8 protein-coding genes and 2 pseudogenes are annotated in these 13,978 nt (G+C 71.5%); 4 read left to right on the top strand and 6 right to left on the bottom strand.

Going from position 1 to position 13,978, the window contains the following annotated elements; translation table 11 throughout:
* Positions 1-421: 421 nt before the first annotated feature.
* From OG788_RS38995 to OG788_RS38985, 3 genes are all read left to right on the top strand, one after another.
* A complete protein-coding gene (locus tag OG788_RS38995; RefSeq protein ID WP_406377044.1) occupies positions 422-841 on the top strand; it encodes a hypothetical protein in 420 nt (139 codons plus the stop codon).
* Positions 842-1,437: 596 nt separating this feature from the next.
* On the top strand, positions 1,438-2,865 hold the full coding sequence (locus OG788_RS38990) for an FG-GAP-like repeat-containing protein (protein ID WP_406375675.1): 1,428 nt from the start codon (positions 1,438-1,440) through the stop codon (positions 2,863-2,865).
* 381 nt (positions 2,866-3,246) lie between these two features.
* The gene (locus tag OG788_RS38985; RefSeq protein ID WP_406375674.1) at positions 3,247-3,780 is read left to right on the top strand and encodes a hypothetical protein; all 534 of its coding nucleotides are present in this window, start codon (positions 3,247-3,249) and stop codon (positions 3,778-3,780) included.
* Between the two features lie 179 nt (positions 3,781-3,959).
* Here OG788_RS38985 and OG788_RS38980 read toward each other — a convergent pair.
* The 4 genes and pseudogenes from OG788_RS38980 to OG788_RS38965 form a co-directional block, all read right to left on the bottom strand.
* A pseudogene (locus OG788_RS38980) lies at positions 3,960-4,106 on the bottom strand (IS5/IS1182 family transposase); the annotation flags it as partial.
* A gap of 157 nt (positions 4,107-4,263) precedes the next feature.
* Entirely contained in the window at positions 4,264-5,088 is an 825-nt protein-coding gene (locus OG788_RS38975; RefSeq protein WP_406375673.1) for an alpha/beta fold hydrolase, read from the bottom strand.
* Positions 5,089-5,352: 264 nt separating this feature from the next.
* A complete protein-coding gene (locus OG788_RS38970) occupies positions 5,353-8,127 on the bottom strand; it encodes a LuxR C-terminal-related transcriptional regulator (protein WP_406375672.1) in 2,775 nt (924 codons plus the stop codon).
* A gap of 339 nt (positions 8,128-8,466) precedes the next feature.
* A complete protein-coding gene (locus OG788_RS38965) occupies positions 8,467-9,222 on the bottom strand; it encodes a peptidoglycan-binding protein (RefSeq protein ID WP_406375671.1) in 756 nt (251 codons plus the stop codon).
* Between the two features lie 163 nt (positions 9,223-9,385).
* On the opposite strand from OG788_RS38965, the gene OG788_RS38960 reads away from it, so the two are divergent.
* A complete protein-coding gene (locus OG788_RS38960) occupies positions 9,386-11,896 on the top strand; it encodes a polysaccharide lyase 8 family protein (protein WP_406375670.1) in 2,511 nt (836 codons plus the stop codon).
* Between the two features lie 130 nt (positions 11,897-12,026).
* Here OG788_RS38960 and OG788_RS38955 read toward each other — a convergent pair.
* A pseudogene (locus OG788_RS38955) lies at positions 12,027-12,857 on the bottom strand (alkaline phosphatase family protein); the annotation flags it as partial.
* Positions 12,858-12,921: 64 nt separating this feature from the next.
* Complete coding sequence (locus OG788_RS38950; RefSeq protein ID WP_406375669.1) at positions 12,922-13,977, bottom strand: hydroxyacid dehydrogenase; 1,056 nt, start codon at positions 13,975-13,977, stop codon at positions 12,922-12,924.
* Position 13,978: the final 1 nt, after the last annotated feature.

Here is a 13,978-nt window from a genome sequence, read left to right as displayed (position 1 = left end):
CCAATCGGCCTGCCGGCCCCGAATGCTCACCGCCCCCACCTCCGCCGACTCCGGCCGCGTCCCGCTGCAACGTCAGCAGCTCTGCGGCCGGCAACTTCAGCACGCGAGCCAGCACGGCCACAGTCTGCGCCGACGGCACCGGCCCATCGCCCTGGAAAGCCTGCGACACCGTCGTTCGCCCCAGCCCCGCCCGGACGGCCAGAGCCTTCTACTCCAAACGCATGCGAGCCAGCCCGCCATCCAGCGCCCTGCGTAATTCAGTGAGTGCCGGATTGTCGCCGTACTGCTCGTCGCGCACGTGCTCGCCCCCGGGCCGTGATGTGTCCACCGGCGTTCATCTTCGTCCCGGCGAACTACGGCGCGCACGATTTCCGCACCCTTCGGTCACGCCAACACCCCACCGTGTACAGGAAGTACTGCCGTGACCGTCGCCATTGCCCTCCTCATCACCACACTCGTCATCGTCATCGCGCTGCTGACAGCCACCAGCACGGCCACACTCGCCCGCACGGACGGCGCCACCTACCCCACCGCCCTCACCCGCGCCGCCACCGCAGTCGCCGCAGTCATCACCCTCGCCACCGCCGTGACCACAGCCACCGCCGCCCTACTCACCCAAATCCCTGAATCCCAAGCCGCGGGGACCCCGACCGAGGCACTCATCACCTACTGCAATCCCGCCGAACCCCCGGGGAAGGTCGTCAGACCTTGCGTGCGGCGGTGGCTGCCCCAGGTCCAGCGCGGCGGCCACCGCCAGCAGCCTGCTTCAGCCGCAGGCCGGGCGCGACGGTGCAGCCGCGGCGCGCAAGCAGCGGCCGGACCTCGCCGATGGCACGGGTGATGGTTGAGCGGTCCACGCCGAAGCAGCAGGCCAGCACGTCATGAGTGGTGCCATGCCACAGGTTCACCAGCGTGGCCAGCAACCGGTCGACGAAGACGAAGACGAACCTCTGCTTCGCCCCCGCTCCCACAGCCCGCCTTCGCGGACGAGCCGTGAGCCGAGCCTGAACTGCTCGTGCCACAACGGCCCCACCTCAGCGATGAGTTCAGCGATCACACCCGGCGACAACCCCGTGACCCGGTCCTCCGCCACGATCAGCTCACGTGCCCCAGCCCCCACCATGCACAGTTCAACGAGCCACCCAGGCGCCGAGCCACGGCCAACCGTGCACGAGGTCGTTAGGAGGCGCCGTCCGTCTTCTGCTGGTCAGATGATCTCGAGAGGGCTTCAAGCATGGCCTGGCGAGTCTCCTCGATGCGGGCGGGGTCACGTTCACCCGCGCTGCGCCTACTGCGCCGTTCTTGATTTAGCTCAGGGTCGGTTGACCAAATCCCCCTTGATCTTCACATCTCGCAACGGAGTTCCTGCGGTGTACAACCTTCACTCGCAGTGGTCCGTCTCCCGTTACGTCACACACGTTCCGCACAGGAGGCACAGTGCCCCGCCGCACTCTCACCGCCGCGATCGCCGTCACCGCGCTCGCGACCCCCCTCACGCTCTTCGCCACCTCCGGCACGGCGTCGGCCGCGCCCGTGCCGCCCCGCACGCCGATGACCGACTTCAACCACGACGGACACGCCGACCTCGCGGTCGCGGCGCCCTTCGGCACCGTCGGCGGTGTGGAGAAGGCCGGTTACATCTCGGTCGTGTACGGCACCGCCTCCGGGCCCGGAACGGCGCGCCACCAGATGATCAGCCGGGCCACGCCCGGCGTCCCCGGCGACCTCCAGGGCACCTTCGCCTTCGGTGTCCAGACGCTCCCCGGTGACCTCGACGGCGACTCGTACACCGACCTGCTCGTGGCGAGCGGCGGCGACGACGGCGAGCCGACCGTGCTCTGGGGCTCCAAGGACGGCCTTACCGGCCAGAACACCGTTCTGCCGTACCGGTACTCCGAGTTCGCTCTCGGTGACTTCAACGGCGACGGCAAGCGCGACCTCGTTGTGAACTCCGACCCGAGCGACGACCCGGACGTCTCCGGGATGACGATCCAGTACGGCCCGTTCACCCGCGACGGCAAGACGCGCACCCAGGACAGCATCACCACGGACGACGGCCCCTCGGGTCTGCGCTCCTTCATCACCGGTGACCTCACGGGCGACGGTGTCGACGACATCGTCACCACGCACGGCTTCGAGGAGATGCAACACGAGGCCCGCTTCTGGAAGGGGTCGAGGACCGGCGTCGGCCACACCTCCAAGGCCCTCGGCACGGCGTACAGCGGCACCGTCGGCGATGTCGACGGCGACGGCTACGGCGACCTGATCACCCGCGACATCGGCTCCGTCACCGAGGTCATCGACTCCGCCCCGGGCAGCATCACCATCCAGTACGGCGGCTCCACCGGGCCGAGCAGCACGCGCAAGAAGGTCATCACCCAGGCCACCGCGGGGGTTCCCGGGGCGAGCGAGGCGAACGACGCCTTCGGCGCGTCCCTCAGCGCCGGTGACGTGAACGGCGACGGCAAGGCGGAGGTCGCGGTCGGCGTTCCCGGCGAGAGCCTCGACGCCGCCGCCGGTACCGGCGCGGTGATCCTGCTCAAGGGCGCGTCCAAGGCCGCCGGCGGCATGACCGGCAAGGGCGCGATCGCCTACAACCAGTCCACTGCGGGCGTGCCCGGCGTCTCCGAGTCGGGCGACGACTTCGGCCGCCAGGTGAGACTCTCCGACCTGAACAAGGACGGCAAGGCGGACCTGACCGCGACGGCCCCCGGCGAGGACGGTGCCTTCGCCGACTCGGGCGCCCTGTGGAACCTCTACGGCTCCGCGAGCGGCCTGACCACGACGGGCGCCGGTACGCTCAGCCCGGTGAAGCTCGGCGCCCCCGAGAAGGACGCCGAGTTCGGCCACACGCTCGGCGGCTGACCCTCCCCCCTCTCTCGCCTTCTGACAGGTCAAATGGGTAGTGATCGCTTCCGCTGTGGTTCAGCGCAAAGCGGGGGAGTCGGTACAGCTGGCTTTGGCGGCAGCGGAGCGCTCAGACGTCGTCGATTGGACGAGCTCGAGGGCGACTTGTTGCGCAGGAAGTTGTTCACCCTGAGCCAGCACTCGATGACTCGCGGCCGAGGTGGCGGTGACCTGCGACGGACCCGTCGCCACGGTCGTTGTCAGTGAACCCTTCCAACGTTGCCTCTCAACGGTGAACAATGCTCCGGATGAGCCAGCTGTGGTGCGCACAAGGGCTTCCGCGAGTGCTCCGGAGCGGTCACCATGGAGGTCCGTCGGCGACCCGGGGGGGGGTGGGGGATGAGCGAGAGTGGGGACGTTCTGGACGGGCAACCGAAGCAGGACGGACCCGCGTGGTGGTTGGCGCTGGCCTGCCTGGTCGGGCTGCTTCTGGCCTACGTCGTGCTGACGAACTTCACCGGAGAGCTGCGGGCAGCGCTGTGGGGCGAGCCCGGTACCGTGACCGAAGCCCGCTGCCGGACGTACGACAACACCGTCGCCAACGCGGGAACATCGACGTCCTGCTCGGGCACTTTCACCTCAGACGACGGCAACTCGTCGTTCGACGTCACCATCGAGGGCGACATCCGCTCGCAACCGGTCCGTGCGTGGTTGGCGGACGGCACGTCCGGCACCGCATACGTCTCACCGACGCTGTGGACGGGGGTGCTCCCGGTGGGGCTCTCCCTCCTCCTGGCCGGTGTCCCGGCGGCGGTGACGGTGGGGCACGCGCGCCGCGTCCGCACACAGCGCCCGAGGCCGGCCCCACCCGCCCGGCCCGGTCCGCAGTGGCCGGCTCCGAGTGCGGACGACCCGGGGATCTCGGACTTCTGATCACACCACCCCTGCGGTCGCGCCACAGTCTCTACGTCGTCTGCCCGCCGGTAACCGCAACTACCCCAGTTACAGCGGTCCGACTGCTTTGTCTTATGTCGGCGAGTCATTCCTGGACAGCTGCGGCGAGGGTCGTGACACCGAGGAAGGAAGCCCCGGCCTAGGCCGTTTCCTTTGGATCACCTCGCCGACCAGATGAAGATGGCGGCGAGGTGGAGCCCGGCGAGGTAGATGGTGGCGGTCTTGTCGTAGCGAGTGGCCAAGCCGCGCCACTGCTTGAGCTTGTTGATGCAGCGCTCGACGGTGTTCCGCTGTTTGTAGGCCTCGCGGTCGAACGGTGACCGCGTCCGCCTCCGCGACGGCCCGTAACAGTGGGCCGGGGCAGGCCGGTTCGCCCGGTCGCATCGGACGCCTGTGGCGAGCACGCTCGGGTGCGCCTCGGCCGTCGCGCTCTCCTGGCGCGGCCGACTCGGTAGCTCCCGCTCAGGAGTTGAGGAACTCCAGCAGATCGGCGCTCAGTTGGTCCTTGTGCATGTCCGTGATGCCGTGCGGCGCGCCCGAATAGACCTTGAGCGTCGCGTTCTTGATACGGGCGGCCGACGCCTTGCCGCCGACCTCGAACGGCACGACCTGGTCGTCGTCGCCGTGGACGACCAGCGTGGGGACGTCGAAGGCGTCCAGGTCGGACCGGAAGTCGGTGGCGGAGAAGGCCGCGACGCACTCGTAGGCGTTACGGTGCCCGGCCTCCAGACCCTGCCGCCAGAACGCGTCCCGGACACCCTGCGAGACCTCGGCGCCGGGCCGGTTGTTGCCGAAGAACGGTCCGTCGGCGAGGTCGTGGTAGAGCTGCGAGCGGTCGGCGATGGAGCCGACGCGGAGCGCGTCGAACTCATCAAGGGGCACGCCGCCGGGGTTGTCGTCGGTCTTGAGCATGAAGGGCGGTACGGCGGAGACCAGGACGAGCTGCGCGAGGCGTGCCGTGCCGTGCCGGCCTACGTAACGGGCGACTTCGCCGCCGCCGGTGGAGAAGCCGACGAGGGTCGCGTCCCGCAGGTCGAGGGTGTCGATGAGGGTGGCGAGGTCGTCGGCGTAGGTGTTCATCTCGTTGCCGTGCCAGGTCTGGTCGGAACGGCCGTGCCCGCGCCGGTCGTGGGCGATGGCGCGGAAGCCGTTCGCGGCGAGGAACAGCTGCTGCGCCTCCCAGCTGTCGGCGTTCAGCGGCCAGCCGTGGCTGAGCACGACCGGCCTGCCCTGGCCCCAGTCCTTGTAGTGGATCCGCGCTCCGTCGGCCGCGGTGACGTACGGCATGGGTGCTCCCGTCTTCGGACGATTCCCGACCGGTTGATCGTCCGCCGGGACCGGGCGGCCCCGAATCCCGTGCGGCGCGTAGTCGTGACCGCCGCGCGCGGGTCGCGTCATCGGTGTCCCCGCCCCGTGGCCGATCCGCCCAGCAGCCTGGACGGGTGGACCGACCACGGCAACGCGGGTCCGAGAGGAGCTCCTTGAACGCGGGTTCGCGGGCAGCGCCTGTGACGCGGGCCCGAGGGCAACGCCTGGGACGCGGCTCCGGGTTCAGAGCCCCGGCGCCTCGCCGAGCCGGCGCCGGGAGGTGACGTCGAGCTTCCGGAAGACCTTTCTCAGGTGGTAGTCGACCGTGCCGGCGCTGATGAAGAGCTGGGCGGCGATCTCGGCGTTGGTCGCGCCGTTCTTCGCGAGCCGGGCGATCGTGAGCTCTTGCGGGGTCAGCGCGGGCTGCGGCCCCGTCGATCCACGACGGGGATGTTCGCCGGTCGCGGCCAACTCCTGGGCGCTGCGCGCCGCGTAACCCATGGCCCGCATGCCGTCGAACATCGCGAGGGCCGTACGCAATTGCTCACGGGCGTCCTTCCGGCGCTTGCGGCGGCGCAGCCACTCGCCGTACAGCAGATGGGCGACGGCGCGATCGGAGCGGGCCCTGGTGCCGGTGAGCAGGGTGATCGCCTCGCGAAAGAGCGGTTCGGACTCGTCGGCGGGGGCGAGCAGCGCTTCCGAGCGAGCCAGCAGGCCCAGCGCCCACGGTGTGTTCGCCGCCCTGGCGCGGGAGGTGAGCGTGCGCAGTGCGGCCGAGGCCAGCACGCGGTCGCCGCAGCGCACCGCCGCCTCGACAAGGTGGGGCAGCAGCCGGGAGTGCACGCCGAGGACGTCGTGCTCGATCAGTTCGTGGGCGGTGGTGCGTGCCCGCGCGTAGTCGCCGCGGCTCAGCGCCAGGACGACGGCGCCGATGCGGGCGATGGACGCGACGGCGCCCGCGCCGAGCCAGGTTCCGGCCTCCATCGAGCCACGCAGGACGGTGTCGAGATCGTCGGCCTCACCGTGCCAGGCGAGCAGTTCCGGGTGCCGGTAGATGGCCCACACATCGTCGTTGGCGCCGATCGCGGAGCGGATCTGGTGCCCCTCGGTCAGCAGGTCGTCGGCGGCGGCCAGTTCGCCGAGATTGGTCTCGGACATGGAGGCGCAGTACAGGGCGGAGTCCAACTGCCAGAGGGCGCCCGCCCGTCGGCTGATGTCGGCGCCGCGCCGGATGACGGCGGTGTGCGCCTCCTCGTCCCACAGGACCATGGTCATGGTGATGACGGGCACCTGGCCGCGCAGCACGTCCTCGTCACCGGTCCGCGGGTCGAGCAGCATCGCGGCAGCCGTCCGCAGATGGGGCACGGCGCTCTCGTACCCGTCGATGGCCAGGACGGCGAACGCCCGCAGCACGAGGTCGACACCCGTGGCGGGCGCGTCCCGCGGCACCAGTTCCTCGATGGCGCGGGCGATCTCGGCCGGTGTCGTCCCTTCCGTGAGGTGTTCGGCGGTGATGACGCGTTCGACGGCCCTGAGCAGTGCATCACGGGCGAGGCCGGGTGCTCCGCCGGTCAGGAAGCGGGCCGCGTTCAGGCACAGCGCCGGCGCCTTGGCGAACGAACCGGCGTCGCCGAGCGCGATGATGGTGTGTGCGCGGACCAGCAGCGCCCTGCCCCGGCCGACGTCGTCGAGCAGTCCGACGTCGAGGGTGTCGAGGAGCGACTCCGCCTGCACCGGCGCTCCGGCGCGCAGCGCGGCCTCTGCCGCGGCCAGCAGCCGGTCGGCGCGTGTACCGGCCTGTGGGGTGAGTTCGGCGGCCCGGGTCAGGAAGGTGGCGCGGGCCGCGTAGCCGCCGCGCGCGCCCGCCCGGTCGGCCGCCCGTTCCACCTCGGCTGCGACGGCCTCGTCCCGGCCGAGCGCCGCCGCGGCGAGGTGCCATGCGCGCCGGTCGGAGTCGGCCGGGCGGTCGGTGGCCTCGGCCAGGGCACGGTGGGCGCGTCGGCGCTCGCCGCCGCTCGCGCCGCCGTAGACCGCGGACCGCACCAGGGGATGCCGGAACCGCGCGGTGGTCCGCAGCACCACGAGGCGCTCGGTCTCGGCGGGGCCGGAGGCCTCGGGGTCGACGCCGAGGTGCCGGGCCGCGCTGGTGACGTACCCGAGATCGCCGCCCGGCTCGGCGGCGCCGAGCAGCAGCCAGGTCCGGGTCGGTTCCGGCAGGGCCCGCACCTGGCGGAGGTAGTGGGCCTCCAGCCGGCCGCCGAGGGGCAGCGGTTCGGGCAGGGCGAGTCCGCCGGAGAGCTGCTCGGCGGAGAGCTCCTGTCCGAGGTCGGCCAGCGCCAGGGGGTTCCCGGACGTCGCGGTGACGATCCTGGCCGCGACCCGGGCGTCGAGCTGTCCGGCGACGGCCTCCCGCAGCAGTTCCAGCGCGAACTCGTCCGCCAGGCCGCCCACTTCGGTGACGGGCAGCCCCGCGGGCACCTCGAAACCGGTGCGGGCCGCGAACAGCAGACCGACGCCTTCGGCGTGGAGGCGTCGGCCCACGAAGGACAGGACTCCCATCGATTCGTCGTCGAGCCACTGGATGTCGTCGACGCAGCACAGCACCGGACGTTTCCTGGCCGCTTCGGCGAGCAGGGTCAGCACCGCGAGCCCGACGAGGAACCGGTCGGCCGGCGGGCCGTCGGCCAGTCCGCAGGCCACGCGCAGCGCGTCGTGCTGGGTGGGTGGGAGGGCGCCGGAGTGCTTGAGCGCGTCCAGGCCGTCCCGTCCGTCCACCAGCGGGATCAGCATCCGGTGCAGCGCGGCGAAGGGGAACCCGGCGCTCTCGGACTCGATCCCCGCCACCGTGACCACGCACAGGTCGGCCGCCTCCGCCGCCGCGTACTCCAGCAGCGCGGTCTTGCCGATCCCGGCGTCTCCGCGCAGCACCGTCACCTTGCTGAGCCCGTCACGGATTCCGGCCACGAACCCTTCGAGGACACGGCGTTCCCCGGCCCGCCCCTTGAGAATCAACGCCACGCCTTTCGGATGCCCGGGTGGCGAGTCGACGACGGCACGCTCTCTCGCGCCCGCCGTGTTCTCACACTCCGCCTGTCCTGCTCATCCTGGGGGGATCTGACCGGGAACGGGGGCTGGCGGCGGAAGTCCGAGATCACGTTCCGTTTCGCCGGCTCAGTGGCCCGCAGCGCGTTTCGGGGGCGGTGTCACCCGCGCGCCCGTCGGCACGCCGTCGCATCCGGACAGGGGAACTCGACCGCCTGAAACGGGAGTTCACCGAGACGCCGGCACCGTGCGACCGCGCGGGAGGGTGCCGGGGCGGGCGAGGCGACCGTCACCGCGCCACCCGCCCCGGCCGCTTTACGGGGTCGCCGTCCTGGATTCCAGGTCGGCCCGCGTGTCGTTGCCGTAGACGCCGGACTCGTCGCCCCGGATGCCGTACCAGACCTGGAAGCGGGCGACGGCCGCGGTGAGTTCGGCGTCGTAGCTGCCGCTGGTGCTGCCGTGGTCGTAGACGTTCGGGATGCGGAGCAGGCGTTGCTGAAGCGCCGTCACCTCGGGGCCGCGGTCGCCCTCCCGCAGGGTGCCGGCCCCGTCCGGATCGTCGGCTCCGTCGGGGGCCGGGGCGGCGGACGCTGCCGAGGGTTTGCCTCCGGCTCCCGTCCGGGACGCGTCGTCCTGGCCGTGCGGCACCAGCAGGGCGAGGGCGAAGCCGATCAGGGCCGCCGTCGCGACGGCGACCGTGATCGCGGCGCCGCGCAGCCCCGCACCGCGGTCGAGGCCGTGGCCGTCCCCGTGGCCCTTTCCGTACAGGCGTCCGCGTCCGGTCGTGGGTCCGGCCCCCGCGTCCGTCGGCCCCGCGCCGTCGGTGTAGTCCTCCCCCATCAGGACCGGCGGCAGTTCCTCGGTCTCGTCCTCCTCGGGGGGCGGGAGAAGCCGTGTCGCGGTCGCGGGCACGGCGACCGGCTCGTACCCGTCGTCCGTGTCCATTCCCTCCTGAACCCGCACCTGCCGCAGCAGTTCCGCCAGGGACTCGGAACGGCGGCGTCGCTGGATGTGCGTGGGTTCGATCACGGAGCGCCCGGTGGGCTGCCCGCGTTCGGGCGGTGTCGGCACACTGCTCTCCTTCCGTACGCGCGGTCTCCCGCCGTCCGTGTGAAGTGATACGCGGGGCCGGGCTCGGACGTTCAGCACGCCATCCATCCCGGAAACGATCGATACGCTCAATTCGGTAAGTCTTATTGAGCGTTTGAACGTCGGCGTGCTAGAAACCGCCGTCATGACGACTCGTTGGTCACGCCGTGGTTTTCTGGCCGCAAGCGGCGGCACCGCGCTCGGACTCGGGGCGCACAGCTCCGCCGACGCCGCTCCCCCCACCTCCCCCACTCCCCCCACTCCCCCCACTCCCCTCGCTCCACCCACTTCCCCCATGAGCTTCGAAGCCGAGGAGTCCGGCACGGCCGTGGACGAGTTCGCGACGCTGCGCGCCAAGTGGCGCACGCTGATTCTCGGCGAGGGGTTCAGCCCGACCGCCGACCCCTTCAAGAGCCGGCTGGCCGACCTCGGCAGCACGGCCGGCTCGCTGCGGTCCACGATGGCGCCGGCGTCCGGCTCGCTCTGGCCCGACCTGGTCTACGCCGATCCGGAGCCCGACACCGACCAGGAGTCCTACGGCTACTCCGGAAACATGAACTCCAGCTACAGCCGGCTGAGCACCCTCGCCCAGGCATACGCCCAGCCGGGCACGGGCCTGACCGGCGACAGCGGTCTGCGGGACGACATCCTCACCGGTCTCGAGCACCTCCACTCCGAGGTCTACAACGAGAACCAGGCCCGCTACGGCAACTGGTACAGCTGGCAGATCGGCGCACCGCAGGCGCTGCTCGACGTGTGCGTGGTCATGTACGACCAGTTGCCGGCGACGCGGATCACCGGCTACCTCGCCGCAGTGGACCACTTCGTGCCGGACTCGGCCGTCTCGAGCTACAGCGGTACGAGCACGGGCGCCAACCGGGTCGACCTGTGCCGCGTACTGGCGCTGCGCGGGATCGTCGGCTCGGACGCCGCGAAGATCGCACTGGCCCGGGACGCCCTCTCGCCCGTCTTCCCCTACGTGAACAGCGGGGACGGGCTGTACACGGACGGATCGTTCATCCAGCACACCACGGTCCCCTACACCGGTTCGTACGGCTCGGTGATGCTCGGCGGCCTCGGGATGCTCTTCGCACTCCTGACCGGGTCCACCTGGGCGGTCACCGACGCCGGCCGCCAGATCGTCTTCGACGCGGTGGAGAGTGCCTGGGCGCCGTTCCTCCACAACGGTCTGGTCATGGACGGCGTGTCCGGGCGGGCGATCAGCCGGGGCGTCTCCGCGTCGGACGCCCAGCGGATCCAGCAGGACGACCATCTGCGCGGCCATCCGATCCTCGCCTCGATCGTGCTGCTGGGGCAGAGCGCGAGCAGCACGGAGAACGCGCGCTGGCGCGGCCTGGTCAAGGGCTGGGCGCAGCGCGACTACTACAGCCCGCCGATGAGCAACCCCTCGCTCGGCCTGACAAGTCTCGCCCGTCTGAAGGGAGTTCTGGACGACACCTCCGTGTCCGCGATCGCCGAGCCGACCAGGCACCGCCTGTTCACGAGCATGTCCCGGGCCGCCCACCGCCGACCGGGCTGGGCCGCGTCGATCAGCATGGCCGACCGGCGGATCACCTACTACGAGACGGGCAACGGCGAGAACCTGCGCGGCTGGCACACCGGGTCCGGAATGCTGTACTGGTGGGGCGACACCTTCGCCAACGGCCAGTACAGCGACGCCTTCTGGCCCACGGTCGACCCGTACCGGCTGCCCGGTGTCACCGCCTCCCGCAAGGTGCTCGCGGACGGCGCGGGCGGCGACTGGGGCGCGTCCCTGCCGGACGTGAACTGGGTGGGCGGCAGCACGGACGGACAGCGTGCCGCGATCGGCCAGTACCTCAAGGGACTGCAGAGCACGCTGCTGGCCAAGAAGTCGTGGTTCTGCCTGGACGACTCGATCATCTGTCTGGGCGCCGGCATCACGTGCACGGACGCGGCGGCCGTGGAGTCGACGGTCGAGAACCGCAACCTCGGGCCGACCGGCAACTCCCCCCTCACCGTGGACGGCACGGTGAAGCCCGCCGTCCATCCCTGGTCGGAGACGCTCACCGCCGCGCGGTGGGCGCACATCGGCGGCCACGGCGGCTACGTCTTCCCCGGCGGCGCGACCGTCAAGGCGCTGCGCGAGGCCCGGGACGGCAGGTGGAGCGACATCAACAAGGGCGGTGCGACAGCCGTCGTGAACCGCAAGTACCTGACCCTGTACGTCGATCACGGCACCGCTCCCGCCGACGCCACGTACGCCTATGTGCTCATGCCGGGCGCGACCGCGGCCCAGACGCAGGCCCGGGCCGCGGCCACGACCTGGCTGACGGTCCTCGCCAACACCGACGACCAGCAGGGCGTCAGCGTCCCCTCGCTCGGATTCACCGGTGTCACCTTCTGGTTCGGCGGCACCGTGGGAACCCTCACCGCGAGCGGTCCGTGCTCCGTGATGATCACCGAGAAGAGCGACGGGACCGCGGTCCTGTGCGTGAGCGACCCGATGCGCATGCAGACCGGGCTCACCCTCACCTGGAACAGGGCGGTCGCCTCGGTGACCTCGAAGCCGCCCACCGTCGCCTCGGCCACCACCGGCTCCGCCCTCACCCTGACCTTCGGCGATCTCAGTGCCACCGCGGGCGTCACCCAGAAGATCACCGTCAAGCTGGGCTGACCGTCGCGCCCCCGGGCCGACGACACGAACTCGGGTGCGCTCAGGGCGCGTCGGCAGTCGCGGACCGAGCGTGCGGGTCTCCGGGCGCCCCCTCCGACGCCCTGAGACCCGGGGTCCCGACGGCCGCGAAGGCCCGGCCGTCGAGGGTCCAGTGCCGGTCGGCGTCACGGCCCAGCGAGGCGAACACCTGGGCGGCGACGTCGACATGACGGACCCTCTCGGGTGCGGCCCCGACGCCCGGACCTGCCGCGATCAGCCAGGCGGTGCGTTCCTGCGGCGAACGGCCGCCGTGGCCACCGGAGTCGACGTGCCCGTGATCGGTCACGGCCAGGAACGTCCACCGCTCCCGGTCGTACGAGGGCCGGGAACGCACGGCGTCGAGCAGCAGGCCGACGCGTTCGTCGGCGCGCCGCACCGACCCCTCGTACGCGTCCCCGCAGCCGAGGAGGTGCGCGGTCTCGTCGGGCGCCCCGAGGTAGACGAAGGACGCGTCGACGTCGTCGTCCGCGAGCACGCGTACCGCCTCGGCGGTGATCCGTTCGTCGCAGCGCTCCCAGGCCTCGGGGGTGTCCTGCGTCGGGGAGACGAACGCGGCCCTGGACGGGGCGCGGAAGAGCGGGCCGCCGTCGTCGATCTGCAGGAGCGGCCGCCAGCCGGCCGCGACGAAGGTCCGGAGGCCGCACTGCCGCGCCAGCCTGGTGGCGAAGTCGGGGAACACGTCGAGCCGGTGGCCCCCGAAGTCGTTGCTCCACACCCCGTGCTTGTCGACGCCGACGCCGGTGACGATCGTCGCCCAGCACGGGCCGGACATGGTGGGGGTGCGGTCGTCGACCTCGACCGGCGTCAGAAAGCCCTCCGCCGCGAGGGCGTCCAGGTGCGGGGTGGGCAGACGGCTCAGTGTGTCCAGTCGTACGCCGTCGATGCCGACGACCAGGACGCGACGGGCGGCGGAGTCGGGCATGGTGCGATCCCTTCGGTGGGGTGGACTCGGACCGCGGGGCGCGGCGGGCACGCGGAGATCGCGTTCAGGCCGATCGGGTGAGCTGGTCGGGGCCGACGCCGTAGGCGAACGGGAGCCCTCGCGCATAACGCTGCACCTCGTCGACGGCCCAGTCGGTCATCCGGCCGAGCTCGTTGCCTAGGGAACCCGCGATGTGCGGGGTGAGCAGCACGTTGGGCAGGGTGTAGAGCGGTGACGTGGGAGGCAGTACCTCCGGTTCGGTCACGTCGAGCACGGCGTGCAACCGTCCCGCGACGAGACACGCGGTCAGCGCCTCCGTGTCGACGAGCGAGCCGCGCGCCGTGTTGACGAGCGTCGCTCCGTCCCGCAGGAGTGCCAGCCGGTGCGCGTCGAACATGTGCCGGGTCTCCGGGAGTTCGGGCGCGTGGATGGTCACCACGTGGCTGCGCCGGACGAGGTCGTCCAGGTCCGCGGGTTCCGCGCCCAGGGCTCGCGCCTCGCTCGGGTCCAGGTAGGGGTCGTGCAGCAGGACGTGCAGGTCGAAGGGGCGGAGCAGTTCGATGAGGCGGCGGCCGACGCGGGAGGCACCGATGACGCCGACCGTGCGCCGGTGGTTGCCGTATCCGGTGAAGTACGGCAGCAGCGGCGGCTGTTCACGGGTGAGGGCGTAGTCGTGGGCGATGTCCAGGACGCGCTTGTTCGCGAACAGGATCGCGGCGAGGGTGAACTCGGCGACCGGCAGCGCGTTGGCCTCCGCGGCAGAGGAGACGGTGATGCCGTGTTTCCAGACGGCCGCGGTGATGTGGTGCTTGATGGAGCCGGCCGCGTGGACGACGGCCCGCAGCCGCGGCATGCGGCTCAGCGCGTCCTCGGTGAGCGGCGGCGCGCCCCAGTGGGTGAACAGCACCTCGATCGCGGCCAGTTCGGTGGCGTCGGCCGCGGCGAAGTCGGTGATGGGGGCGGACGCGTCGACGGCCGCGACGCGAGCGAGTCGGTCGAGTGCGCCTTCGGTGACGAGGGAGCCGTGGATCTCGCGTCCCATGGCGAGGGCGGTGCGCGGACGCCGGTCCCCGGCGGACCGGTCCGGGGTGTTCAGGAGGGTGCCTTCCGGTGCGGACATG

The organism is Streptomyces sp. NBC_00647, from assembly GCF_045207245.1.
In the GTDB taxonomy this organism is placed as follows: domain Bacteria; phylum Actinomycetota; class Actinomycetes; order Streptomycetales; family Streptomycetaceae; genus Streptomyces.
This window is presented reverse-complemented; position numbering and strand designations above follow the sequence as displayed.